Raw genomic sequence first — 23,288 nt, 5'->3', positions numbered from 1 at the left:
CTCAAAGCTCCATAGAATTTTCTATATTTTGTTCTTTTGGTGGATTTTTATAGTTTTCATCAATGCTTTGCAAGCGATTTTCATACTCTTTTACCATTTTTAAAAATTCTTCTTTGTTTTTACCGCTTAGGCTTGATTTTGGAATTTTCACTATGGTTTCAGGGTTAATTGCTTTGTTGTTTACATAAAGTCCAAAATGCAAATGCGGTCCAGTACTCATACCAGTAGAGCCTACATAAGCAATCACTTGGCCTTGTTTGACTTTTTGACCGCGTTTGATTTTTGCAAAACGGCTAAGATGAGCATATAAAGTCATATAACCTGATACATGCTTTACTTGTACAACCTTGCCATAACCACCTTTTGTTCCAACAAAGCTAATCATCCCATCTCCTGCACTTTTAACCGGAGTACCTGTTGGAGCAGCATAGTCAATACCTAAATGCGCTCTATAGCGTTTTAAGATAGGATGATATCTTGCTCTAGTAAAGCGATCTGAAATTCTTGTGTATTTAACAGGTTTAGTTAAAAAGAAATTTTCAAGCTCTTTTCCTTGAGCATTATAATAAGAATCTTTATATAAAAATACAGAATATTCTTTGCCTCTAATGTTGGCTAAAGCTGCTTGGATATTAATATCGCCAAAAAGTCTTCCTAATCTTCTTTTTTGCTCATAAATTAATACTACACTATCGCCTTTTCTGACATTTTTAAAATTAACACTATTTTTAAAAGCTCTTACCATGGCTCTTGCTAAGGTTACACTACCACTTTCATCATAGACATCTTGATAAGCTGAGTTGTTAATAGCTACGCGAATAGTTCTTTTTTCTTTAGTGTAAGAAATAGGGGTAAAACTTAATACGAATTTGTTTTCATTATTTTTGTAAATATGAATTTGTAAATCATCACTGATTGGGATTAAAACTTGCTCAAGCTCGCCTTGCTCATCTTTTAGCATTTGGTATTTAATGCCACTTGCAATTTCTGCACTTAGTTCTTTATCTTCAGTATCAAGATTATAATATAAATTAAGTGGTATAGAATGATCTTGTAAAAAATCAAGTAAAGTTTTGCCATTTTCCCAAGAAAGTTCTTCAACACTCGAAATAGCAAAAAGTTTTATGGATATAAGTAAAGATATGAAAATTTTTTTCATGATAATCTAAAGCCTTCTAAAATTTAAACATAAATTTGTATTTTACTTAATTTTTCTTACAATTTTGTAAGGAAAAAACAATATAATTTATTTTTACACTTTTTAAGGAGTATAAATTGTCAAGAATTATCTTAGTGCTTTGCTGTTTTTTAGCATTTTTACAAGCTAAAAATTTTGATTTAATACAAACAAAACTTGAAAAAGTAGATGATATTTATGGTTATATAAAAGATGATCCTAGAATTTTATTGCACTCAAGTGGTATAGTTGTACATGAAATTGATACACAAAAATCTATCATTGCAAGAGCTAGTGTGATAGGGCGTGAAAATGGCTTGGTTAAATTACAATTTAAAGTTTTTGATATGCTAGCTCAAGATGCTATGCCTTTACCAAATGTATTGCCACAAGTAGGCGATAAAATAGTTTTAAATTATTTATATGATAGAGCTTTGATTATAGCTCCTGATAAAAGTGTGTATGATTTTATAGCTCAAAAATTAAATGGAATTTATTTTTTACACCCTGATTTATTTGGTGCGCATATGATACAAGAATACCGCCAAACTCCAAGAAGATCAGATTTTAGATCTTTTTGTTCAAAAAATGCTGTTGGGCTTTTAGTGGTAGCTTTAGAAAATAAAGCTGAGATAGTTGATTGTCAAGACTTTGGTAAGATTGAAGAATTTAACATACCTCAAGCTCAAAGTTTGCAAATTCCATTTTATTCAAGAATTACAGGTTATAAAAGCGATATTTTTAGCTTAAATGATGAGGCTATTGGAAATTATTATGTATATTATGAAAAATTAATTAGCTTAACTAGAGAAAAATAATGCAAGAAATCCATCAAAAATTTTTTCAAGATCTTTTAGGGGTTGAAAATGCGCATTTTGATCCTATCCACAAAAGAGCGTATAGTTATGATGCTACCAAAAAGCATTATTTACCTGATGGAGTGCTTTTTCCAAGAGATGAAAATGATATTAGTCAAATTTTAAAATATTGCAATGAAAAGAAGATCATAGTCATTCCTAGGGGCTCAGGTAGTGGATTTACCGGTGGAAGCTTAGCTATTAATGGTGGAGTGGTGTTAAGCTTTGAAAAGCATATGAATAAAATTTTAGAAATCGATCTTGAAAATTTAGTTGCAGTAGTGCAGCCTGGTGTGATAAATATGGCTTTGCAAGAAAAAGTAAAAGAATATGGTTTATTTTATCCACCTGATCCTGCTAGTATGGAGTATTCTTCTTTAGGGGGGAATGTAAGCGAAAATGCAGGGGGTATGAGGGCTGCTAAGTATGGTATAACTAAAGATTATGTAATGGCTTTAAGAGCTGTTTTACCTAATGGAGAAATCATTAGAGCAGGCAAAAAAACTATAAAAGATGTAGCGGGTTATAATCTAGCTGGAATTTTAATAGCAAGTGAGGGATCTTTGGCTGTGCTTAGCGAGATTACTTTAAAACTTGTAGCTTTGCCAAAGTTTAAAAAGACAGCTATGGGGATTTTTAACAGTATTGATGAAGCGATGAATGCAGTTTATAAAACTTTAGCCAAAGGTGTAACCCCTGTATCTATGGAATTTTTAGATCAACTAAGCATACAAGCATTAGAGCAAAAATTTCAAAAAGGCTTGCCTATGGATGCGGGTGCGATTTTAATCGCTGATGTAGATGGTAATGTAGAAGAGGCTTTGGAAGCAGATTTAAAAATCTTGCAAGAGAGTTTTTACGAATCTGGTGTAAGAGAGTTTAAAATAGCAAAAGATGAGCAAGAAGCAGCTGATATTTGGTTTGCTAGAAGAAATTGTTCTCAAAGCATAGCAATGTATGGAAATTTAAAACTTAATGAAGATATTACAGTGCCACGTTCAAAACTACCTGAGCTTTTAAAAGGCATAGCTGAAATTTCTAAAAAATATGGTTTTAAAATCCCTTGTTTTGGTCATACTGGTGATGGGAATGTACATACTAATGTAATGGTAAGTGATAAAAACAATCCTGAATTGGTTAAAAAAGGTTATGAAGCTGTGGAAGAGGTGTTTAAGCTTACAGTCTCTTTAGGTGGGACTTTAAGTGGAGAGCATGGCATAGGCATTTCAAAAGCTCCTTTTATGAAACTTGCTTTTAGTGAAGCTGAAATGGACTTAATGAGAAATATCAAAAAGGCATTTGATCCAAATAATATACTCAATCCTTTCAAAATGGGACTTTGATGAATTTTAAAAATTTATTTAAAATTCTTTTAGCTTTAAGAGATAAAGAAATTTTAAATTATGCTGCGGCTTTGAGCTTTTATACTATCTTATCTTTAATACCACTTTTGTTTTTGTGTTTTTGGGTTTTTACCCAAATTCCAAGTTTTGAAATGTATCAAGAAAGAATTAAAAATTTAATTTTTACTTTTTTAATCCCAACTCAACAAGAATTAATCATACAATACATCAATACATTTTTAAAAAACAGTGTAAATTTAGGACTTATAGGGCTTTTAGCTATGGCTTTGACTTCTTTGGCTTTTTTTTCAGGTTATGATTATGTGATTAATAAGCTTTTAGAAGAAGATTCTAAAAGTCTTTGGCATAGTATAAGTTCTTATTGGACTTTAGCAACTTTAACTCCACTTGGGCTTGGGGTGAGTTTTTATATTTCAGGTTTTGTACAAAAAACCTTAGATGATTTTAATATTGCTTTAAATTTTTTTGAGATTTTACCTTATGTGATTATATGGGCATTGTTTTTTGTATCTTATTCAAGTTCAGTAAGCAAAAAAGGCGATTTAAAAACTTTACTTATTAGTTCTTTTGGTGCTTCTGTGATTTGGTATATTTCTAAGATGATTTTTGTATATTATGCTGTATATAATAAAACTTATTTAAATGTATATGGTTCTTTTTCTGTAATATTATTTTTCTTTTTGTGGATTTATATTTCTTGGATTATTTATCTTTTAGGATTAAAGGCTTATTTGCTTTTAAATCAAGAAAATAAAGGGAATAAGCCCAAGAGAAATTATAAGAAGAGCTAAGTATTTATTAAATATAGAGACTAAAGATAAAATTAAATAAATACAATAAAACATAAAAGGTATTGATAGATTAATCGCATGCATTTTAAACTCAAAAAAATGCATTAAATATAAATCTAATAAATTTCCATAAGAAAAAATATGTAAGATTAAAACCAAAGGATAAAACACCACAAAGGCTAAACTTAAAGGTATGGCTAAAAATTGCTGAAAGCTAAGTAGAGGAAAAAAGTATAAGACAGGGATAATCATTGCTAAAAAGGTCCAAATATTTAGCAAAAAAAACATGGGTAAAATTTGAAAATTGATCTTTAAAATAATGAAGATATAAATAAATATAAAAAACTCCTAAAATAGAAAATAAAAACCCAACGCTAAAAAGAAGTTTTGGAAAAATACTAATGCAAAAGACTATACTTAAAAATAAAAATTTAAAACTGAGTATTTTAATATTTTTACTAAATAAATAAAAAGCAAAAAAGCTCATTAACAAAGCTCTTGTATAAGAAGGGCTAAAATCTATTAAAAACATATAAAAAATTAAAAGTAAGAAAGCAAAAATGTTAATATCAAGTTTTAAACTTCTATAAGGAAAATATCGTTTGTGAAAAAAGGCATACAAAGGAGCAAAAATCAAAAAGCAAAAGCTAAATAACAAGCCCAAATGATATCCACTAATAGCAATTAAATGTGCAATATTGTAAAAATTCACATCATTTCTAAGCTCGCTTGATACATTTTTGGCAAAAAATAAAGCCCCATAAAATTCTTTGATTTTTTCATTATGATGCTGATTTAAAAAATACCTTATTAGGATATTTTCTTTTTGTGTTTTAGTTTTGTTAAAATCATAACTTGGTGCATAAAAACTTTTACTAAGATAATCTTTAAAGTTAATATTTTTAGTGATAATTCTAAGATTTATCACATCATTTTTACTTAAATTTAGATCTTTAAAGCTAGTAGTATAAAAAATAAAATCAGAATTTTTGAGTTTTAAAACTTGATATTTTTTTTACCTTTTTTATTAGTTTTTTCATAAGAAGATAAAACGATGTTATCTTTAAGTAATAAATGCTTAGTAAGCTTAAAATTTTGATATTTTTTATACTCATAGATGAGATTTAAACTAAAAATTGCTAAAAAGCATAATAATAAAATAAAAAATTCTCTATAAGTTTCTTTTATAGAGAATTTTAAACTCATTTTTTCTTAGAAAAGCGTGATAAATATAACCATATAATAAAAATTAAAGTGATTATAAAAGCAGGGGCTATGTAAGGATAGTTGGTAAATACTTCAAAAGCTTCTTTTAGGGTATTTCCAAAAATAAAACCAGCATAACCTAAAACAACAGCCCAAATCAAACTAGCTAAGGTATTGATGATAAAAAATCTTACAAAGCTAAATTTGCAAAGACCTGCTGCTATAGGAATGATAGTTTTTACTCCATAGATAAATTTTTGCACCACTAAAAGTAAATCGCCATATTTTTTGATTTTCATCATAGCAAGAGCAATTTTTCTTCTATGATTTTTAAAATAAGGCATTATGTCTTTTTTATAGTATTTTCCCAAGATAAATAATAAAGTTGAGCCTATGGTATTAGCCAAAAAGGCTAAAAATATACACAAATGCAAATCAAGTTTGGTAGAACTTGCACAAAGTACTCCTGCAGCAAGTATAGCAACCATACCTCCGCCAAAGGAATAAAAAAATAAAATCAAATAGCCATAAGTGCTTAGATTATCTATCATTTCTTGCATGAAAAACCTTATCTTGCAAAATCAATAGCTCTAAGCTCTCTGATGACATTGACTTTTATTTCACCAGGGTATTGAACTTTTTCTTGAATTTCTTCAGCTATTTCTTTAGCTAAAAGCACAGATTCATCATCATTGACTAATTTTGCATTAACAATAACTCTAATCTCCCTACCAGCATTAATAGCATAAGCTTTTTTAACCCCTTCTTTACTTTTTGCTATATCTTCAAGTTCGCTAACTCGTTTCAAGAAGGCCTCAAGTACCTCACGCCTTGCACCAGGACGCGCAGCGCTTAGTGTATCTGCTGTACAAACAGCAGCTGATTCTATACTTGTAGCCTCTTCATGTCCATGGTGAGCATAAATTGCATTAATCACAACAGGATGCTCTTTATATCTTTTACAAAGCTCAGCTCCTAAATCCACATGAGAACCTTCAAATTCATGCGTTAAAGCCTTGCCTATATCGTGTAAAATCCCAGCTCTTCTTGCTAGTTTTTCATCTCCGCCACACTCAGCTGCTATGATTCCAGCTAAATGTGCCACTTCTAAAGAATGCGCTAGGGCATTTTGGCCATAACTTGCTCTATATCTTAATTTTCCTATTAATTTAACAATTTCAGGATGCATATTATTAAGTCCCAAATCCATTACTATAGTTTGACCTTCTTCTAAGATATTATCTTCAAATTCTTTGCAAACTTTTTCATGAATTTCTTCTATTTTTGCAGGTTGAATTCTGCCGTCTTCAACTAAAAGTTCAATCACCTTTGTAGCAATGGCACGTCTATATAGATTAAAACAACTTACTATAATCGCTCCAGGCGTATCATCGATGATAATATCAACACCCAAAACCATTTCTAAGGTTTTAACATTTCTTCCTTCTTTACCTATAATACGACCTTTTAGCTCATCATTTTTGATATTTACTACATTGATTAATCTTTCAGCAGCAAATTCCCCTGCAAATCTTGAAGTAGCTTGCGCTAAGATAAAGTTAGCCTTTCTTTTAGCTTCATTTCTAGCTTCTTCTTCGTATTTTCTAACAATATGAGCAATTTCAGCTCTTGAGTTTTCTTCTACTTTTTGTAAAACTATATTTTTTGCTTCTTCTTGTGTAAGACCGGCTGAATATTCAAGTATTTTTAATACCTCACTAAGTTTTGCTTCATAGTTTTGTTTTAAATTTTCATTTTCCCCATGCAAAGCTTTTATAGCTTGTTGCTCTTTTACTAACTTGTTTTTGTTTTCCTCATGAAGTTTTTCTTGATAATGAAGGTTTTGTTCTTTTTTATTAAGCTCTTCTAGCTTAATAGAATGTTCTTTTTGAAGTTTTTGAATTTTTTCATCAAATTTTTTCTTTGCTGCAAATTCAGCTTCAGCAACTGAATTTTTAGCATCTTTAAGCGTTAGTTCAGCTTCGTACTCAATGGCTTTTGCTTTTGCTTTTGCTTGCTCTAAAAAGATATTGAAATTTGCATCATTAATCTTTTTGGCGACTATATACCCAATCCCTCCGCCTATAAAAACGGCTATTAATGCGACTAATATTTCTATCATTGTTTTTAACTTTCCTAAAATATTTTTTATAAGGGTTTATATAAAAATTTCCTTTTATATCATGATCTTGGCTAAAAAATTGATCAGATTTTGCATCAATCATTTGTGTAAAAACAACCAAAGGTTTTTTATAAGAAATGCTTTCAAAGAACCTATCGTAAAAACCTTGACCATGACCGATTCTTCCTAATTTTGCATCTACGCCTATTACAGGGATAATCGCAACATCAATGTGAGTTTGCAAAAAAGAATCTTTTGGCTCATACACCCCAAAGCTCTTTTTTTCAAGAGCTAATCTTAATTTTACTACCTTTAAACTTTTATCTTGCATAAATGGGACGAAAATTTGATATTTTTTTGTTAGAAAATGTCTGAATTTATAAAGATTAATTTCATATTTTAAAGGGATATATATAAGGATATTTCTACAATTTTTGTATAAATTTAGAATTTTCTTTATTTCTTGAAAAACCAAAAAATCCCTTTTGTATTGATACTTTAATTTTAAATGCATTTTGGATTTTTGTTTTATTCTAAAATTGTTTTTTGTCAAGGCTTTCCTTAAAGTTTTTAACTTTTTATGTTATACTTTTAAGCTTAAAAAATCATAAGGATAAGACTTGAAATTTAAATTTTTTTTAGCAATTTTTGCCATGATTTTTTTTACTTCATGTTCGAGTGATAAAGAAAATACTAGCGCTGAAAATGCAGACAATGCGAGTTTGACTCAAAGTGAAAATATTGATTTTACTTTAAAATTTTTAGATGGTAGAAAAATGTATGTGAAATATCATGAGCAAGCATTTAATTTTGATGATACAGCTAAAGCTAAATTGTTTGTTTTTTTTACAAGTTGGTGTACACCTTGTAAGGCTCAAATTCCACATTTAAATAATCTAAATAATAAATATCAAGAAAAATTTGAAGTAATAGCGCTTTTTTTGGAAGAAAATAAAGAGCAAGAAATATTAACTTTTATAGAAAATGAAAAAATGAAATTTCCAGCGATTATAGGGGAGAATAATTTTGTTTTTTCTAAAGTTTTAAATGTCAGTTCTATACCAACAATGGTGTTGTTTAATGCAAAAGGCGAAAAGATTAAAGAGTATTTAGGGATAATCCCTGAAGAAATGTTAGATATAGATATACAAAAAGCGATAATGTAATGTTTGGATTTTTAAAAAATGGTTTGAAAAAAACCTTAGAAAGTATTCATTTAGTTAAAGCTTCAAATAAAATCATTACTAAAGATTTACTTGAAGAAATGCTTTTAGAAGCTGATGTGGCATATGAGATAGTTGAAGAAATTATTTATTATCTTCCTCCAAATGATGAGGTTAAAAAGGCCGATTTAGAGCGTGTTATGGGGACTTATTTTATTTATGATAGACCAGAACTTGCTAATGTCAAGCCTTTTGTGGATTTGATTTTAGGTGTAAATGGGGTAGGTAAGACTACAAGCATTGCTAAAATGGCGCATTTACATAAAGAAAATGGCGAAAAAGTTATACTTGGAGCTTGTGATACTTTTAGGGCAGGAGCTATAGAGCAGTTAAAATTATGGGCGCAAAAATTAGATATAGATATCATAGCTACTTCACAAGGACATGATCCTTCAGCAGTCGCTTATGATGCTATTTCTAAAGCTTTGGCAAAAAATTATGATAGGGTTATTTTAGATACAGCAGGACGCTTGCAAAATCAAAAAAATCTTGCTAATGAGCTTGAAAAAATTGTTCGCATAAGTGATAAAGCTATGCAGGGAGCTCCTCATAGAAAAATCCTTGTGCTTGATGGTACTCAAGGTGTGGCAGGAATTTTGCAAGCAAAAGCTTTTAATGATTTAGTAAAACTTGATGGAGTGATTATTACAAAACTTGATGGAACTGCTAAAGGTGGAGCTTTGTTTAGTATAGCAAGAGAACTTGAGCTTCCTATTTTATATATAGGAGTAGGAGAGCAACTAGGACAAATTCATGAGTTTAATCCTAATGAATATGTTAAAACTTTAGTTGAAGAGATTTTTGCGTAATTTATGGCTAAAAAACACATTTTATTTGAATGTCAAGCTTGTGGAAATCAACAAAGTAAATGGCTAGGCAAATGTCCTGAATGTGGTTCTTGGGATAGTTTTGTTGAGCTAAAGCAAGAACAAATTAAGGTTTTAAAAGAGTTAAATTCACTCTCAAACACCCCAAGTTCTGCAGTATGTATAAATGATGTTATAGCAGAAAATTTCACACGCATTAGCACTGATGATAATGAGCTTGATTTAGTTTTAGGTGGCGGGCTCGTTGTGGGTTCTTTAGTGTTAATTGGGGGTTCACCTGGGGTTGGAAAATCCACACTTTTATTAAAAATTGCTTCGAATTTGGCTAAAAGTGGTAAAAAAGTGCTTTATGTAAGTGGTGAGGAGAGTAAATCTCAAATCAAACTGCGTGCAGATCGTTTGAATGCAAATTGTGAAAATTTATTTTTACTTACTGAACTTTGCTTGGAAGATATTTTAAGCGAACTTTCTAAAAAAGATTATGAAATTTTAATTATTGATTCTATTCAAACTTTATATTCTAATAAAATTACTTCAGCAGCAGGTAGTATCACTCAAGTTAGAGAAATTACTTTTGAGTTGATGCGCTATTCTAAAGCCAATAATATTAGCACTTTTATTATAGGACATATCACTAAAGATGGGGCTATAGCTGGACCTAGAATTTTAGAGCATATGGTAGATGTAGTGCTTTATTTTGAAGGCGATGCCAATAAAGAAATAAGAATTTTAAGAGGCTTTAAAAATCGTTTTGGAAATATTTCCGAAGTTGGTATTTTTGAAATGACTTCCAAGGGCTTGATTAGCGCTAAAGATATAGCTAATAGATTTTTTACGCGTGGTAAGGCAGTAAGTGGTAGTGCTTTAAGCGTGGTAATGGAAGGAAGCAGAGCTTTAGTGCTAGAAATTCAAGCCTTAGTTTGTGAGAGTGCTTATCCAAAGCGTAGTGCAACAGGCTATGAAAAAAATCGTTTAGATATGCTCATAGCTTTACTAGAGAGAAAGCTTGAAATTCCCTTGGGGCATTATGATGTTTTTATTAATGTAAGTGGCGGGGTAAAAATCAGTGAAACTGCGGCAGATTTAGCAGTCGTTGCGGCGATTATTTCAAGTTTTAAAAACCGCCCTTTAAGCAAGGATAGTGTTTTTATAGGTGAGCTTAGTTTAAATGGTGAGATTAAAGAAGTATTTTCACTTGATGTGCGTTTAAAAGAGGCTAAAATGCAAAAATTTAAATGTGCTATAATACCAACAAGATCTATTGATGAAATAGATTTAAAATGTTATATTGTAAAAGAATTAGGAGAGATGTTAAAATGGATGTGAAATTTGATGTAGTTATTATAGGTTCAGGTCTTGGAGGCTTAAGTGCGGGTGCTTTTTTAGCTAGAAATGGTAAAAAAGTTTTAGTTTTAGAACAGCATTCTTTAATTGGTGGTTGCGCTACTTGTTTTAAAAGAAAAGGTGCTTTGATTGATGCGGGGCTTCATGAGATGGACCTAGGTGAAGCAAAGACTGATATGAAGCATTTAGTTTTTGATAAGCTTGGCATAAAGAATAAAATTGAAATTTTACCTTTACCAAGTGCATGGAGTATTAAAAGCAAAAACTATAATCTAACTTTACCTCATGGTATAGAAAAAGTAAAAGAAGTTTTGAAAAAAGAATTTCCACAAGAAAGTAAAGGTATAGATAAATATTTTAAAGCTATAAAAATGCAAGCTTATGCTATTCGAAGATTTCCTTGGGATTTAAAATTAAGCGAGTTATTGTTGTTTCCTTTTGATACTGCTTGGATATTTATTAAAAATAGATTGTTTAATAAAAAAGTTTATGATGTTTTAAATGCTTATATTAAAAATGATAAGCTAAAAAAGATTTTAAATGCAAATATGAGTTATTATCATCATGATAGTAAAGAATTTATTTTTTCTTATCATGCTATGGCACAAAAACATTATTACGATGGCGGAGTATACATTAAAGGTGGCTCGCAAGCTTTAAGTGATGCTTTGGCTGAGGTTATCAAAGAAAATCAAGGACAGGTTTTAGCTAAGGCTGAAGTTGTTAAAATACTCACAAAAGATCAAAAAGCTTATGGAGTAGAATATACTCATAAAAATGAAACTCACACGGTTTATGCGCAAAAAATTATTGCTAATTGTGATCCTTTAATCGTATATAAAGACTTGCTTAAAGATTTAAATTTAACCCAAGAAATCAAAGCAATAGAATCTAAAAAGCGTGCTTGTTCTTTGGTAAGTGCTTATTTTATTTATGATAAAGATATTTCTAAAATTTATGAAAATATGGATTATTGTAATTTTATATTTGAAGATGATTTTTTAAATAGTTCATATGAAAATACTAATATTTTAAAACTAGATATCAAAAAAAGACCTATAGCTTTTGTGAATTATTCTAAGGTTGATAGCGGCTTAGCTAGTGATAAATACATAGGTGTTGTAGCTTTTAGTTCAAATTATAGTGAATGGGATTTAAATAAGCAAGATTATAAAGCTAAAAAAGAAGAGGTGTTAAAAGCTATAGTGCAAAGACTAGATGAGATTTTTCCGAATTTAAGTTCACACTTAATCCATCAAGAATTAGCCACTCCAAAAACTATACAAAGATACACTAAAGCTTATGAGGGTGCAATTTATGGATTTTCTCAAGATCAAGAAGGAGCTAAATATAGATTACATTATAAAAGTAAAAGTGTAGAAAATTTGTATTTTGCCAATGCTTTTATATTTCCTGGCGGTGGTTTTACAGGTGCGATTTTGGGTGGATATTTTTGCGCAAATAAAATGAATTTTCATTAAAATATAAGCAATTTTTTTTTATAATATTAGCTTTGAAATATTTATTCTGCTAAGGATTTTTAATGAAAGATTTATTTTTGTTTAGTTCTTTTATAGATTCTAGTCACACTTTTGCATACTTTTTTCACTTAGGTATAGTAGTTGTGATTTCTTTGATTTTAGCAAAACTTGCTACAAGATCTATGCAAATTGTCCCAAGAGGTAGTCAGAATTTAGCTGAAGCTTATATGGAAGGCATTTTAAGTATGGGTAGGGATACTATGGGTAGTGATGAAGCTGCTAGAAAATACTTGCCTTTAGTTGCAACTATAGGTTTTATGGTATTTTTTAGCAATATTATAGGAATTATCCCTGGTTTTGAAGCTCCAAGTGCTAGTTTAAATTTTAGTGCTTCTTTGGCTATTATAGTATTTGTATATTATCATTTTGAAGGCATTAGAACTCAAGGATTTTTTAAGTATTTTGCACATTTCATGGGACCTGTGAAAATTCTAGCACCTTTAATGTTTCCTATAGAAGTGGTTTCTCATTTTTCAAGAGTTATTTCTTTATCTTTCCGTTTATTTGGTAATATCAAGGGAGATGATTTATTCTTAGCAGTCATTTTAGCTCTTGTGCCTTGGGTTGCGCCACTACCTGCTTATATGCTTTTAACTTTTATGGCATTTTTACAATCTTTTATTTTTATGATTTTAACTTATGTTTATTTAGCAGGTGCAACTGTAGTTGATGAACATCATTAATTTTTAAAAAGCAAAAAATTATTTTTTGCTTTTTTCTTTTTTAATATACTTCTTTTATTCTTTTTTAAACTCTTTTTGAAATAAAAAACGCTAGAATAAACAAAAAATTCTAAGGAAAATTTTAATGTTTGAAGTTGTTATAGGACTTGAAGTTCATGCGCAATTAAATACAAAAACAAAAATCTTTTGCTCATGTGTGACTTCTTTTGGAGAAAAATCAAATACTAATGTATGCCCAACATGTTTAGCCTTACCAGGTGCTTTACCTGTATTGAATCAAGAAGCGGTAAAAAAAGCCATAGCATTTGGAAAAGCTGTTAATGCAACTATAAATAAAAAAAGTATTTTTAATAGAAAAAATTATTTTTATCCTGATTTGCCCAAAGCTTATCAAATTTCGCAATTTGATATTCCTATAGTAGAAAATGGCGAGTTGTTTATCAATGCAAATGGAGAAAATAAACGCATAGGTATCACCAGAGCTCATTTAGAAGAAGATGCAGGAAAAAATATACACGAGAGTAATTTTTCAAAAGTAGATTTAAATAGAGCAGGCATGCCTTTGCTTGAAATTGTTAGTGAACCTGAACTTAGAAGCTCTGATGAGGCAGTTGCTTATTTGAAAAAGTTACATTCTATTATAAGATTTTTAGATATTTCAGATGCAAATATGCAAGAAGGTAGTTTTAGATGTGATGCTAATGTTAGTATTCGTCCTAAAGGTGATGATAATCTTTATACTAGAGTGGAGATTAAAAACTTAAATTCATTCCGTTTTATCCAAAAGGCGATTGAGTATGAAGTAAAACGTCAAAGTGAAGCTTGGGAAGATGGAAAATACGACCAAGAAGTTGTGCAAGAAACAAGATTATTTGATACGGTTAATTTAGTTACTAGAAGTATGAGAGGCAAGGAAGATTCTGCTGAATATAGATATTTCCCTGATCCTGATCTTTTACCTGTAATTTTAGGTGATGAAATGCTAAGTCAAGATATACCTGAACTTCCTGATGAGAAAAAAGCTAGATTTGTTAGTGAATTAGGTATTAAAGAAAGTGATAGTGAAGTGATTGTTTCTTCATTAGAGCTTTGTAGATATTTTGAGTATCTAATTAATCAAAAATTAAACCCAAAACTTTGTGTTACTTGGCTTACGACTGAGTTAATGGGACTTTTAAAAGGTGAATTGACCATAGAAAACTCACCTATAAAACAAGAAAAATTAGCTATTTTAATCAAGCGCATAGAAGAAGGTGTTATTAGTGCTAAAGCAGGTAAGGATATTTTAGCTTATGTGTTTGAAAATACAGAAGTTGAAATTGATGATGCTATTGAAAAACTTGGTTTAAAACAAGTAAGCGATGATGGTGCTATTGAAAAGATTATTGATGAAATTTTAGCAAACAATAAAGATAAAGTAGCTGAATATAAAAGTGGCAAAGATAAACTTTTTGGTTTCTTTGTTGGTCAAGCAATGAAAGCGGGTAAAGGTGCATTTAATCCTGCTAAAGTGAATGAAATTTTAAAAGTAAAACTTGGTTAAATATGAAAATAGCAGTTGTTGGTGCAGGAAAATGGGGAAGTGCTTTATATGATGCATTGAGTGTTAAAAATGAATGCGTGATAACTTCTTTTCACGAAAAAAATCTTTCTTATTTTGTTGGCACCAAAGAAGCTTTAGAATATGAATATTTAGTTTTTGCTTTATATACTCAAGGAATATATGAGTGGCTTGTAAATAATTTTAAAGATTTAAATCAAAAAATTCTTGTAGCTTCTAAGGGTATTGATTGTAAAAGTTTAAAATTTATGGATGAGGTTTTTAGCGAGTTTATAAGTAGTGATAGACTTTGTTTTTTAAGTGGTCCTTCTTTTGCAAGTGAGGTGCTAGAAAAAAAACCTTGTGCTTTGGTTGTTAGTGGTAAAAATCAAGATCTTTGTAATCAATTTGCAAGTTTTTTTCCAAATTATATTAAAACTTATACAAGTTCTGATGTTAAAGGTGTTGAGATTTGTGGTGCATATAAGAATGTTTTAGCAATTGCAAGCGGGGTTTGTGATGGCTTAAATTTAGGTAATAATGCAAGAGCTTCTTTGGTTTCAAGAGGCTTAGTAGAAATGCACCGTTTTGGGCAATTTTTTAACGCCAAAGAAGAAACTTTTTTAGGACTTAGTGGGGCTGGAGATTTATTTTTAACAGCTTCAAGCAATCTATCAAGAAATTATAGAGTAGGTTTAAGTTTGTCTAGTGGTAAAAATATAAAAGATATTTTAATGGAACTTGGCGAGGTAGCCGAAGGAGTGCAAACTGCTTATGCTATACATTCTTTATCAAAACAATTTCAAATTTATACCCCGATTGTTAACGAAGTAGTCTTAATGTTAGAGGGTAAGAATGCTTGGGAATCTTTGAAAGATTTGATGTCATCAAAGGAGGAAATATCATGATTATCAAAAATGCAAAAATTTATGGTGAGCAAAAGTTTGATCTTAAAATAGAAGATGGAAAAATCACTCAAATTGCTAATGATTTAAATGATGATGAGCATATTGTTGATATAGAAGGTAAGACTTTACTTCCTTCGTTTATTGATTTAAATGTTAGTTTGCTTGATAATGAATTTAGTATAGATAAATTATATGATCTTGAAAAAGCATGCTTAAAAGGTGGGGTAGGGACTATTGTTTTAAAAGATAGTTTAGAAGCTAACACTCAAGGCTATGTGCTTTATTTTGATAAATTAAAATCTTTAGATATTAATGTTTTACCTACTATTAATGTATTAGATAAAACAGAAAAATTAAAAAATATTGCTACCTTAATTGATATGGGCGCAAAAGGCTTAGAGCTTTCAAGTACTTTGGGTGCAAATTATTTAAGACAATGTATGCAATATGCTAATATGAAATCAACTCCGGTGTTTTTAAAGTGTTTTGATGAGAGTTTTGATGATCATGGAGTGATGAACGATGGACAAATAAGTTTTGAATTAGGACTTATAGGAATTAGTAATATAGCTGAAACTAGTGAAGTGGCAAAAATGAAAGAACTAGTGAAATTTTATAAAAACAAAGCTTGTTTTAGCTCTTTAGCAATTGCAAGATCATTTGAATTATTGCATGATCAATATAGTGAAATTTCAATCCATCATTTAATCAAAGATGAAAGTGCATGTGAAAATTTCAACACTCAAGCAAAAATCTTACCTCCATTAAGAGCAAAAGATGAATTAATAAGCCTTAAAAAATTACTTCAAAATAAAAAAATTACTTTCTTAAGCTCTTTGCATACTCCTAGCACTAAAAAAGATTTAGCTTTTGATGAAGCAGATTTTGGAGTTAATGTTATAGCTATGTATATGAGTTTATGTTTTACATATTTAGTAAAAGAAGGTATCTTAACTTGGAAAGAATTATGTGATTTTACAAGTTATAATCAAGCGCAATTTTTAGGATTAAACAAAGGTAAAATAGAAATTGGCTTTGATGCTGATTTAGTTGTATTTGATGAAAAACTTTCTTTTAATGGAGAAGGTTTATATGTAAATGATATCTTGCAAGGTAAGGTAGAGAAAAGCTTTATAGCAGGAAAAGTTTTTAGCATCTAAGCTAAAAACTTTTATTTATTTTGCATAGCTTGTGCTACTTGAGCTGAGCTATTTCTAATTTTTTCCATACACTCTCTAGCCTCTTTAGCTAAGTCCACACTTTGATTTACGCCACTTAAACCATCTTTAATACTTTGTACTACTTCAGCTGTTACATTTCTAATAGAATTAATGGTAGTGGTAATTTCATTTACTGAATGTCCAGTTCTTTCAGCTAGATTTCTAACTTCATCAGCAACTACAGCAAAGCCTCTACCATGCTCACCTGCACGCGCTGCTTCAATAGCTGCATTTAGTGCTAAAAGATTAGTTTGATCAGCTATATCGCTAATAGTTTGAATAATATTTTTGATTTCTTCTGATTGCTCATTTAATGATGAAACCAAATTACTACTATTATTCATCATATCAGCAATGCCTTGAATATTTTGAACCGTATTTTCTATGACGCTATCACCTTCTTGAGTGAGATTATCATTTTGCTCAGCTAATTCACTGATAAGTTTTAATTTTTCCTCATCTCTTACAACTTGCTCAGTAATATCTGTTGCAAATTTAATAACTTTGTAAATTTCTCCATCATCATTTTTGATAGGATTATAACTTGCTTCTAGGTGGATAAGTTTATTATTTTTACCAAAGCGTATGAATTTTCCTGATTGGAATTTACCACTTCTTAATTCTTCCCAAAAAATTGTATATTCTTTTGAGTTTCTAAACTTTTCTTCGCAAAACATACTATGGTGCTTTCCTTTGATTTCACTTAATGAATAACCCATAGTTTGAGTGAAGTTTTCATTAGCATTTAAAATCTCTCCATAAGGATTAAATTCAATAATAGCCATAGAACGATTAGCTGCATCTATGGTATTTTTTAAATCAAGCATTTCATAGTGTCTTTGAGTAATGTCATTGGCGAATTTAATAACCTTATATACTTTGTTATTTTGATCTAAAATAGGAAGATAATTAGCTTCAAGATAAATGTCTTTTCCACCTTTTGCGATGCGTCTAAAAAGACCATTTCTTGATTTACCACCTTTTAAATCTCTCCAAAAATCAACATAGCGTTGAGATTTTACTACTTCAGGCAAGCAAAACATACTATGGTGTTTTCCTTTAATTTCATCTAGAGAGTAATTCATAGTTTTTAGAAAATTTTCATTAGCGCTAATGATGGTTCCATCTGTTTGAAATTCTATCATCGCCATAGTTTTACTTATAGCATTAAGTATATCTTGAAAAGCTTGATTGGATTGTTCTAATTGAATAATTTGCTCATTGATTTTTTTCTTATTGACAAACATGAATTTCCTTTATAAAAATAGCTTAAAATTATAAAGTGTTTTTTGAAATAAATAATTTGTTTGTGTTAGTTTTTTGTTAAATTAGAAAATTTTTCTTGCAAAGAAGTTCTGATTGAATCATTAATCTCATCACTATTCTTTAAGTATTGTTCATTAAGCTTTTCAAGCTCTTTTAAAAAGTCAAAAAGAGTTTCTTCCCATAAAGCACTATTTTTTTTACTTAAATTCATGGTTTGAATATGATTAAGCTTTCTGCTCATATCGCTTAAATTTTCTAAAAATTCATCTTTATGATTTTCATTTTGAAGTGTAAAAGTATTTTGTAAAAGATTATTTTTGATATTTCTTATTTCTTCATTGATTAGATCACAAAATTCGGGATAGATATCATTTTTTATAGGCTCAAGTAAAGCTTGTTCGTCTAATTTTAAAGTATATTTTTTAATAGCAAAGAAAAGAATTAAAAAAGCTATTGCGCTAATTAAGAGATAGAAAGCCATTTTTTAAATTTCCTTAAAATGGTGCGGTTAGCGAGATTTGAACTCGCACACGCTGAGCGTACCACCCCCTCAAGATGGCGTGTCTACCAGTTCCACCATAACCGCATAAAGCCCTAAATAGGGCTTAAAAATTAAGCTGCTACTAATGCTTGGAATGGATTAGCATAAAGAGCGATAAGAGCAATAACAAGTGCATAAATAACTTGAGCTTCAATCATCGCCAAAGCAATAAACATAGTAGTCATTAATTTACCACCAAGACCAGGGTTTCTAGCAGTACCTGCTATAGTTGCTGCTGCAGTATTACCCATACCAATAGCACCACCTAAGGCTGCAACACCAAGTCCTAAACCTGCTGCTAAGATAGAAAAAGAAGCTAGCCATTGATTCATAGAACCTTCAGCTGCAAATGCAAAACCGCTTAAAGCTAGCATTAAAAATACGATTTTTTTCATAGTTTTTCCTTATAAAAATTTAAATCCTTTCGGCTTGCGTATCCCTACTCGTAATTTATAGAAGCGAAATTATATATCAATATAGCTTTAAAATTATTGAAATTTAAATTAATATATCTATATTTAAAACAAATTAAAGTTTTTTTTAGCTACATTAAAAGTTTTTTATAGTTTTATAATTTTAAGGTTATTTTTATGAATGAAAAATTTTCTAAAATAGGTTTTGTATTAGCAGTAGCAGGCTCAGCCGTTGGGCTTGGAAATGCTTGGAAATTTCCAACTTTAGTAGGGCAAAATGGAGGATCAGCCTTTGTGCTTTTGTATCTCCTTTTGACTTTGGGAGTAGGTTTTGTGATATTTTTAGCCGAACTTAGCATAGGAAAACTTAGTGAAAAAGACCCTGTAAATGCTTATTATACTTTAGCACCAAAACACAAAAGAGCTTGGTCTATAGTCGGTTTTTCTTTAATAGGTGCTATTTTGATTGTTTCTTTTTATAGTGTGATTATAGGATGGATTGTTAAATATGCTTATTTTGGATTTTTTCCTTTACCAAAAAGCATAGAAGAGAGTGGTGCTATTTTTGGAAATTTACTTTCTAATGATGTTTTATCTCAATTTATATGTTTTACTTTTGTATTTATAGTTATTTTTTATGTAGTATCAAAAGGTGTTAAAAGTGGTATAGAAAAACTCAATGTTTGGATGATGCCAAGCTTATTTATACTGCTTATTTTAATGCTTGGGTATTCTTTTAGTATGGATGGTTTTTCTAAAGCGAGTGAGTTTTTGTTTTCTCCGGACTTTTCCAAGCTTAGTGTGGGCGCATTTTTGAGTGCTTTAGGGCTTGCTTGTTTTTCTTTATCTATTGGAGTGGGCTCGATTATAACTTATTCTGCAAGTTTGCCTGATAAAACAAATTTTATTACAAGTACTATTAATATTATTATTATTAATATTATTATTGGTATTATGATGGGGCTTATTGTATTTACTTTTATATTTGAATTTAACGGAGATCCAGCTCAGCAAGGTCCAGGTTTGATTTTTGTATCTTTAATGAGTTTGTTTTCAAATATTGATCCAATCGGTTTTTTACCTTTAGGAAATATTTTAGCTGTGGCTTTTTTTATTGCATTGTTTTTTGCAGGGATTACTTCAGCAGTTTCCATGATAGAGCCTTTAACTTTTTATTTAATCAATTCTTATAATTTTACAAGAAAAAAAGCTTTGATTTTTATAGCTTTCATTGTATATTTTTTGGGAAGTTTGTGTATTTTATCAGGAATTGAGTGGAGTAAAGATTCTTTAGAATTTTTTGGAAAAAGTTTTTTTGATATATTAGATTTTATTGCTTCAAATTTAATGATGCCTTTAGGTGGATTATTTGGGGCAATCTTTGTAGGTTTTGTGCTTAAAAAAGAAGTTTTACAAACTTTATTTTATCCCTATATGAGGGGTAAATATTTTGAGTGTTGGTATTTTTTTGTAAGATATATCTCGCCTTTAGCGGTGATTTTAATCATGGTAAAACAATTATTTTTTTAAGGTTAAAAGATGAATGAAAAATTTTCTAAAATAGGTTTTGTATTAGCAGTAGCAGGTTCAGCTGTTGGACTTGGAAATGCTTGGAAGTTTCCAACTTTGGTGGGTAACAATGGCGGATCAGCTTTTGTAGTGGTGTATTTACTTTTAACCTTAGGTGTGGCTTTTGTGATATTTTTAGCCGAACTTAGCATAGGAAAACTTAGCGAAAAAGACCCTGTAAATGCTTATCATACTTTAGCACCAAAGAACAAAAAAGCTTGGTCATTTGCGGGATTTTTTATGCTTGGTGCTATTATTTTAGTATCTTTTTATAGTGTTGTTATAGGCTGGATAGCAAAATATGCTTATTTTGGGTTTTTTGAATTGCCTAAAGATACAAATGAAGCAGGCGCTATTTTTGGAAATTTACTTTCTAATGATGTTTTATCTCAATTTATATGTTTTACTTTTGTATTTATAGTTATTTTTTATGTAGTATCAAAAGGTGTTAAAAGTGGTATAGAAAAACTCAATGTTTGGATGATGCCAAGCTTATTTATATTGCTTATTTTAATGCTTGGGTATTCTTTTAGTATGGATGGTTTTTCTAAAGCGAGTGAGTTTTTATTCGTGCCTGATTTTTCAAAATTAAGTGTTAATTCTATATTAGATGCACTAGGGCTTGCATTTTTTAGTATGTCTTTGGGCGTATGTGTGATTTTAACTTATGCAGCAAGTTTGCCCGATAAAACAAATTTTATAAGCAGTGCTTTAAATATTATTATTATTAATACTATTATTGGTTTAATGATGGGGCTTATTGTATTTACTTTTATATTTGAATTTGGAGCTGATCCTACTCAACAAGGACCAGGACTTATATTTATATCATTAACAACACTTTTTGCAAAGTTAGGATTTTTGGGAAATATTTTAGCCATAGCCTTTTTTATAGCTTTATTTTTTGCAGGAATTACTTCAGCTATTTCCATGATAGAACCTTTTACCTTTTATCTTATAAATCGTTATCAAATTTCAAGAAAAAAAGCTTTGATTTTTGTAGGTGTGATTGTTTATTTTATTGGAAGTTTATCTATACTTTCTTTTTATCATGTAAGTGCGCCAAGTTTAAATTTCTTTGGAAAAAGTTTTTTTGATATTTTAGACTTTTTCATACAAAATTTATTAATGCCAATTTCTGCTTTAATTACAGCATTTTTTGTGGGTTTTGTGCTTAAAAAAGAAGCTTTACAAATTTTATTTCAACCATTTATGCGCGGGATATATTTTGAGATTTGGTATATCTTTTTAAGATATATTTCTCCATTAGCAGTGATTTTAATCATGGCTAGACAGCTTTTTTTCTAAGGTATTAAAATGAATGATAAATTTTCTAAAATAGGTTTTGTATTAGCCGTTGCAGGCGGGGCTATAGGGCTTGGAAATGCTTGGAAGTTTCCAACCTTAGTAGGCCAAAATGGTGGTTTTGCCTTCGTGCTTTTGTATTTGCTTTTGACTATTAGTATAGGATTTTGTGTATTTTTGGCTGAAATTGCTATGGGAAGATTAAGTCAAAGTGATCCTGTTAATGCTTATAAAAGCTTGGCAACTAAATATGCTCAAAAATGGAAATTTGCGGGATTTTTTATGCTCGGTGGAATTTTTGTATTATCTTTTTATCTTGTTATTATGGGTTGGGTTTTAAAATACATGATAACTTCGATTTATTATTTGCCTAGCAATACCCAAGAAGCAGGAACTTTATTTGGAAATTTAATACAAAATAGTATTTTAGAAAGTAGTTTGTATTTTTTAATTGCTTTTTTTCTTACCTTGTTTGTTGTCTCAAGAGGTGTTAAAAGTGGTATAGAAAAACTCAATGTTTGGATTATGCCAAGTTTGTTTATTATGCTTGTTTTAATGCTAGTGTATTGTTTTTTTCAAGATGGTTTTAAAGAAGCTTTTGCTTATTTGTTTTATCCTGATTTTACTAAACTTAATCTAAACTCGGTTTTAACAGCCTTGGGCCTTGCTTTTTTTACTTTATGTTTGGGCATAGGTTGTATTACTACTTATGCAGCTTCATTAAAAGATGATACAAATTTAATTACAAGTTCAATTGTAATTGTACTTTTAAATATCAGCATAGGTTTAATGATGGGGCTTATTGTATTTACTTTTATATTTAAATTTAATGCCAATCCCGCAGAAGGTGCTGGACTTGTATTTATATCTTTAACAACTTTGTTTTCTAATTTAAACACTATTTTTGGGCATTTTTTAGCCTTTTATTTTTTCTTGGCTTTATTTTTTGCAGGAATTACTTCAGCAGTTTCTATGATAGAACCTTTTACTTTTTATCTTGTGAATGAATATAAAATTTCAAGAAAAAAAGCTTTGGTTTTTATAGGTTTTGTGGTTTTTCTTTTAGGGATGAGTTGTATTTTATCTTTTAGTGCTAGTTATGGAGCTAGCTTTAGCTTTTTTGGTTTAAGTTTTTTTGATATTTTGGATAAATTAACTTCTAATTTTATGCTCCCACTTGGAGCTATTGCAAGTGCTATTTTTGTGGGATTTTTTGTAGATAAAATGAAAATCTATAATTTATTTTCTAAATTCATGAGTAAAGCTGTTTTTGAAGTATGGTATTTTTTACTTAGATTTGTTGCGCCTGTTGCGATTATTATCATTATGTTAAATCAAATTTTATAAATTTATTTTTTAAGAAAGTAGAGTTATAATTGCAAAGATGTAAA

20 protein-coding genes, 1 tRNA gene and 3 pseudogenes are annotated in these 23,288 nt (G+C 29.7%); 14 read left to right on the top strand and 10 right to left on the bottom strand.

The window, feature by feature from the left end; genetic code table 11:
* Position 1: 1 nt before the first annotated feature.
* Positions 2-1,159 (bottom strand): peptidoglycan DD-metalloendopeptidase family protein, encoded by a 1,158-nt coding sequence (locus tag CAMP18498_RS03995; RefSeq protein ID WP_337197690.1) that lies wholly within the window; start codon positions 1,157-1,159, stop codon positions 2-4.
* Positions 1,160-1,284: 125 nt separating this feature from the next.
* On the opposite strand from CAMP18498_RS03995, the gene CAMP18498_RS03990 reads away from it, so the two are divergent.
* Genes CAMP18498_RS03990 through CAMP18498_RS03980 form a run of 3 tightly spaced genes read left to right on the top strand, consistent with a single transcriptional unit; the run spans position 1,285 to position 4,189 of the window.
* A complete protein-coding gene (locus CAMP18498_RS03990; protein WP_442867710.1) occupies positions 1,285-1,995 on the top strand; it encodes a plasminogen-binding N-terminal domain-containing protein in 711 nt (236 codons plus the stop codon).
* The gene (locus CAMP18498_RS03985) at positions 1,995-3,377 is read left to right on the top strand and encodes an FAD-linked oxidase C-terminal domain-containing protein (protein ID WP_337197688.1); all 1,383 of its coding nucleotides are present in this window, start codon (positions 1,995-1,997) and stop codon (positions 3,375-3,377) included. The genes CAMP18498_RS03990 and CAMP18498_RS03985 overlap by 1 nt, the downstream gene beginning before the upstream one ends.
* Positions 3,377-4,189, top strand: coding sequence for a YihY/virulence factor BrkB family protein (locus CAMP18498_RS03980; RefSeq protein ID WP_337197687.1), 813 nt, complete (start codon positions 3,377-3,379; stop codon positions 4,187-4,189). Before CAMP18498_RS03985 ends, CAMP18498_RS03980 begins: the two co-directional genes overlap by 1 nt.
* On the opposite strand, the pseudogene CAMP18498_RS03975 reads toward CAMP18498_RS03980, so the two are convergent.
* From CAMP18498_RS03975 to CAMP18498_RS03960, 4 genes and pseudogenes are all read right to left on the bottom strand, one after another.
* Positions 4,136-5,395, bottom strand: a pseudogene (locus tag CAMP18498_RS03975) (ComEC/Rec2 family competence protein). The gene CAMP18498_RS03980 and the pseudogene CAMP18498_RS03975 overlap by 54 nt on opposite strands.
* Positions 5,392-5,955, bottom strand: coding sequence for a DedA family protein (locus CAMP18498_RS03970; protein WP_087699278.1), 564 nt, complete (start codon positions 5,953-5,955; stop codon positions 5,392-5,394). The pseudogene CAMP18498_RS03975 and the gene CAMP18498_RS03970 overlap by 4 nt, the downstream one beginning before the upstream one ends.
* 8 nt (positions 5,956-5,963) lie before the next feature.
* Positions 5,964-7,517, bottom strand: a complete 1,554-nt coding sequence (rny, locus tag CAMP18498_RS03965; RefSeq protein ID WP_337197686.1) for a ribonuclease Y — start codon at positions 7,515-7,517, stop codon at positions 5,964-5,966.
* The gene (locus CAMP18498_RS03960; RefSeq protein ID WP_337197685.1) at positions 7,441-8,070 is read right to left on the bottom strand and encodes a 5-formyltetrahydrofolate cyclo-ligase; all 630 of its coding nucleotides are present in this window, start codon (positions 8,068-8,070) and stop codon (positions 7,441-7,443) included. The genes rny and CAMP18498_RS03960 overlap by 77 nt, the downstream gene beginning before the upstream one ends.
* A gap of 67 nt (positions 8,071-8,137) precedes the next feature.
* Here CAMP18498_RS03960 and CAMP18498_RS03955 point away from each other — a divergent pair, with 67 nt between their 5' ends.
* The 8 genes from CAMP18498_RS03955 (at position 8,138) to CAMP18498_RS03920 (ending at position 16,743) form a co-directional block, all read left to right on the top strand.
* Positions 8,138-8,683 carry a TlpA family protein disulfide reductase gene (locus tag CAMP18498_RS03955; RefSeq protein WP_337197684.1) on the top strand — a complete coding sequence of 182 codons (546 nt, stop codon included), beginning with the start codon at positions 8,138-8,140 and terminating at the stop codon, positions 8,681-8,683.
* Positions 8,683-9,549: a signal recognition particle-docking protein FtsY gene (ftsY, locus tag CAMP18498_RS03950; RefSeq protein ID WP_337197683.1), complete on the top strand. Its 867-nt coding sequence runs from the start codon at positions 8,683-8,685 to the stop codon at positions 9,547-9,549. The genes CAMP18498_RS03955 and ftsY overlap by 1 nt, the downstream gene beginning before the upstream one ends.
* A 3-nt stretch (positions 9,550-9,552) precedes the next feature.
* Positions 9,553-10,893 (top strand): DNA repair protein RadA, encoded by a 1,341-nt coding sequence (radA, locus tag CAMP18498_RS03945; RefSeq protein ID WP_337197682.1) that lies wholly within the window; start codon positions 9,553-9,555, stop codon positions 10,891-10,893.
* Positions 10,884-12,392: a phytoene desaturase family protein gene (locus tag CAMP18498_RS03940; RefSeq protein ID WP_337197681.1), complete on the top strand. Its 1,509-nt coding sequence runs from the start codon at positions 10,884-10,886 to the stop codon at positions 12,390-12,392. The genes radA and CAMP18498_RS03940 overlap by 10 nt, the downstream gene beginning before the upstream one ends.
* Positions 12,393-12,454: 62 nt before the next feature.
* Complete coding sequence (locus tag CAMP18498_RS03935) at positions 12,455-13,135, top strand: F0F1 ATP synthase subunit A (RefSeq protein ID WP_039668715.1); 681 nt, start codon at positions 12,455-12,457, stop codon at positions 13,133-13,135.
* 124 nt (positions 13,136-13,259) lie between these two features.
* Positions 13,260-14,678, top strand: a complete 1,419-nt coding sequence (gene gatB, locus CAMP18498_RS03930) for an Asp-tRNA(Asn)/Glu-tRNA(Gln) amidotransferase subunit GatB (RefSeq protein WP_337197680.1) — start codon at positions 13,260-13,262, stop codon at positions 14,676-14,678.
* A gap of 2 nt (positions 14,679-14,680) precedes the next feature.
* Entirely contained in the window at positions 14,681-15,583 is a 903-nt protein-coding gene (locus CAMP18498_RS03925; RefSeq protein ID WP_337197679.1) for an NAD(P)H-dependent glycerol-3-phosphate dehydrogenase, read from the top strand.
* The gene (locus CAMP18498_RS03920) at positions 15,580-16,743 is read left to right on the top strand and encodes a metal-dependent hydrolase (RefSeq protein WP_337197678.1); all 1,164 of its coding nucleotides are present in this window, start codon (positions 15,580-15,582) and stop codon (positions 16,741-16,743) included. Before CAMP18498_RS03925 ends, CAMP18498_RS03920 begins: the two co-directional genes overlap by 4 nt.
* A gap of 11 nt (positions 16,744-16,754) precedes the next feature.
* On the opposite strand, the pseudogene cetZ (CAMP18498_RS07990) reads toward CAMP18498_RS03920, so the two are convergent.
* The 5 genes and pseudogenes from cetZ (CAMP18498_RS07990) to CAMP18498_RS03900 all read right to left on the bottom strand — a co-directional run.
* Positions 16,755-17,180 (bottom strand): annotated as a pseudogene (gene cetZ / locus CAMP18498_RS07990) (energy taxis response protein CetZ); the annotation flags it as partial.
* A 102-nt stretch (positions 17,181-17,282) separates the two neighbouring features.
* Positions 17,283-17,948: pseudogene (cetZ, locus tag CAMP18498_RS07985) on the bottom strand (energy taxis response protein CetZ); the annotation flags it as partial.
* Between the two features lie 167 nt (positions 17,949-18,115).
* Positions 18,116-18,550, bottom strand: coding sequence for a hypothetical protein (locus CAMP18498_RS03910; RefSeq protein ID WP_337197676.1), 435 nt, complete (start codon positions 18,548-18,550; stop codon positions 18,116-18,118).
* Between the two features lie 19 nt (positions 18,551-18,569).
* Positions 18,570-18,655 (bottom strand) — tRNA-Leu (locus CAMP18498_RS03905).
* Positions 18,656-18,681: 26 nt separating this feature from the next.
* Positions 18,682-19,005 (bottom strand): F0F1 ATP synthase subunit C, encoded by a 324-nt coding sequence (locus CAMP18498_RS03900; RefSeq protein WP_012661906.1) that lies wholly within the window; start codon positions 19,003-19,005, stop codon positions 18,682-18,684.
* Between the two features lie 195 nt (positions 19,006-19,200).
* Between CAMP18498_RS03900 and CAMP18498_RS03895 the strand changes: the two genes are divergently transcribed.
* From CAMP18498_RS03895 to CAMP18498_RS03885, 3 genes are read left to right on the top strand one after another with little or no spacing between them, the layout of a single operon-like run.
* A complete protein-coding gene (locus tag CAMP18498_RS03895) occupies positions 19,201-20,553 on the top strand; it encodes a sodium-dependent transporter (protein WP_337197675.1) in 1,353 nt (450 codons plus the stop codon).
* A gap of 9 nt (positions 20,554-20,562) precedes the next feature.
* The gene (locus tag CAMP18498_RS03890) at positions 20,563-21,900 is read left to right on the top strand and encodes a sodium-dependent transporter (RefSeq protein ID WP_337197674.1); all 1,338 of its coding nucleotides are present in this window, start codon (positions 20,563-20,565) and stop codon (positions 21,898-21,900) included.
* Positions 21,901-21,909: 9 nt separating this feature from the next.
* Positions 21,910-23,244, top strand: coding sequence for a sodium-dependent transporter (locus CAMP18498_RS03885; RefSeq protein WP_337197673.1), 1,335 nt, complete (start codon positions 21,910-21,912; stop codon positions 23,242-23,244).
* The last annotated feature ends 44 nt before the right edge of the window (positions 23,245-23,288 follow it).

The organism is Campylobacter sp. W0066.2, from assembly GCF_024723515.1.
Lineage (GTDB): Bacteria > Campylobacterota > Campylobacteria > Campylobacterales > Campylobacteraceae > Campylobacter_D.
The sequence above is the reverse complement of the archived record's forward strand: the minus strand, read 5'-3'. Positions and strand labels throughout refer to the sequence as shown.

Bases quoted from the DNA above. Each gene is read 5' to 3' on its own strand.
- CAMP18498_RS03995 (WP_337197690.1), bottom strand. From the start codon at position 1,159: ATGAAAAAAATTTTCATATCTTTACTTATATCCATAAAACTTTTTGCT.
- CAMP18498_RS03985 (WP_337197688.1), top strand. From the start codon at position 1,995: ATGCAAGAAATCCATCAAAAATTTTTTCAAGATCTTTTAGGGGTTGAA.
- CAMP18498_RS03980 (WP_337197687.1), top strand. From the start codon at position 3,377: ATGAATTTTAAAAATTTATTTAAAATTCTTTTAGCTTTAAGAGATAAA.
- CAMP18498_RS03970 (WP_087699278.1), bottom strand. From the start codon at position 5,955: ATGCAAGAAATGATAGATAATCTAAGCACTTATGGCTATTTGATTTTA.
- rny (WP_337197686.1), bottom strand. From the start codon at position 7,517: ATGATAGAAATATTAGTCGCATTAATAGCCGTTTTTATAGGCGGAGGG.
- ftsY (WP_337197683.1), top strand. From the start codon at position 8,683: ATGTTTGGATTTTTAAAAAATGGTTTGAAAAAAACCTTAGAAAGTATT.
- radA (WP_337197682.1), top strand. From the start codon at position 9,553: ATGGCTAAAAAACACATTTTATTTGAATGTCAAGCTTGTGGAAATCAA.
- CAMP18498_RS03940 (WP_337197681.1), top strand. From the start codon at position 10,884: ATGGATGTGAAATTTGATGTAGTTATTATAGGTTCAGGTCTTGGAGGC.
- CAMP18498_RS03935 (WP_039668715.1), top strand. From the start codon at position 12,455: ATGAAAGATTTATTTTTGTTTAGTTCTTTTATAGATTCTAGTCACACT.
- gatB (WP_337197680.1), top strand. From the start codon at position 13,260: ATGTTTGAAGTTGTTATAGGACTTGAAGTTCATGCGCAATTAAATACA.
- CAMP18498_RS03925 (WP_337197679.1), top strand. From the start codon at position 14,681: ATGAAAATAGCAGTTGTTGGTGCAGGAAAATGGGGAAGTGCTTTATAT.
- CAMP18498_RS03920 (WP_337197678.1), top strand. From the start codon at position 15,580: ATGATTATCAAAAATGCAAAAATTTATGGTGAGCAAAAGTTTGATCTT.
- CAMP18498_RS03910 (WP_337197676.1), bottom strand. From the start codon at position 18,550: ATGGCTTTCTATCTCTTAATTAGCGCAATAGCTTTTTTAATTCTTTTC.
- CAMP18498_RS03900 (WP_012661906.1), bottom strand. From the start codon at position 19,005: ATGAAAAAAATCGTATTTTTAATGCTAGCTTTAAGCGGTTTTGCATTT.
- CAMP18498_RS03895 (WP_337197675.1), top strand. From the start codon at position 19,201: ATGAATGAAAAATTTTCTAAAATAGGTTTTGTATTAGCAGTAGCAGGC.
- CAMP18498_RS03890 (WP_337197674.1), top strand. From the start codon at position 20,563: ATGAATGAAAAATTTTCTAAAATAGGTTTTGTATTAGCAGTAGCAGGT.
- CAMP18498_RS03885 (WP_337197673.1), top strand. From the start codon at position 21,910: ATGAATGATAAATTTTCTAAAATAGGTTTTGTATTAGCCGTTGCAGGC.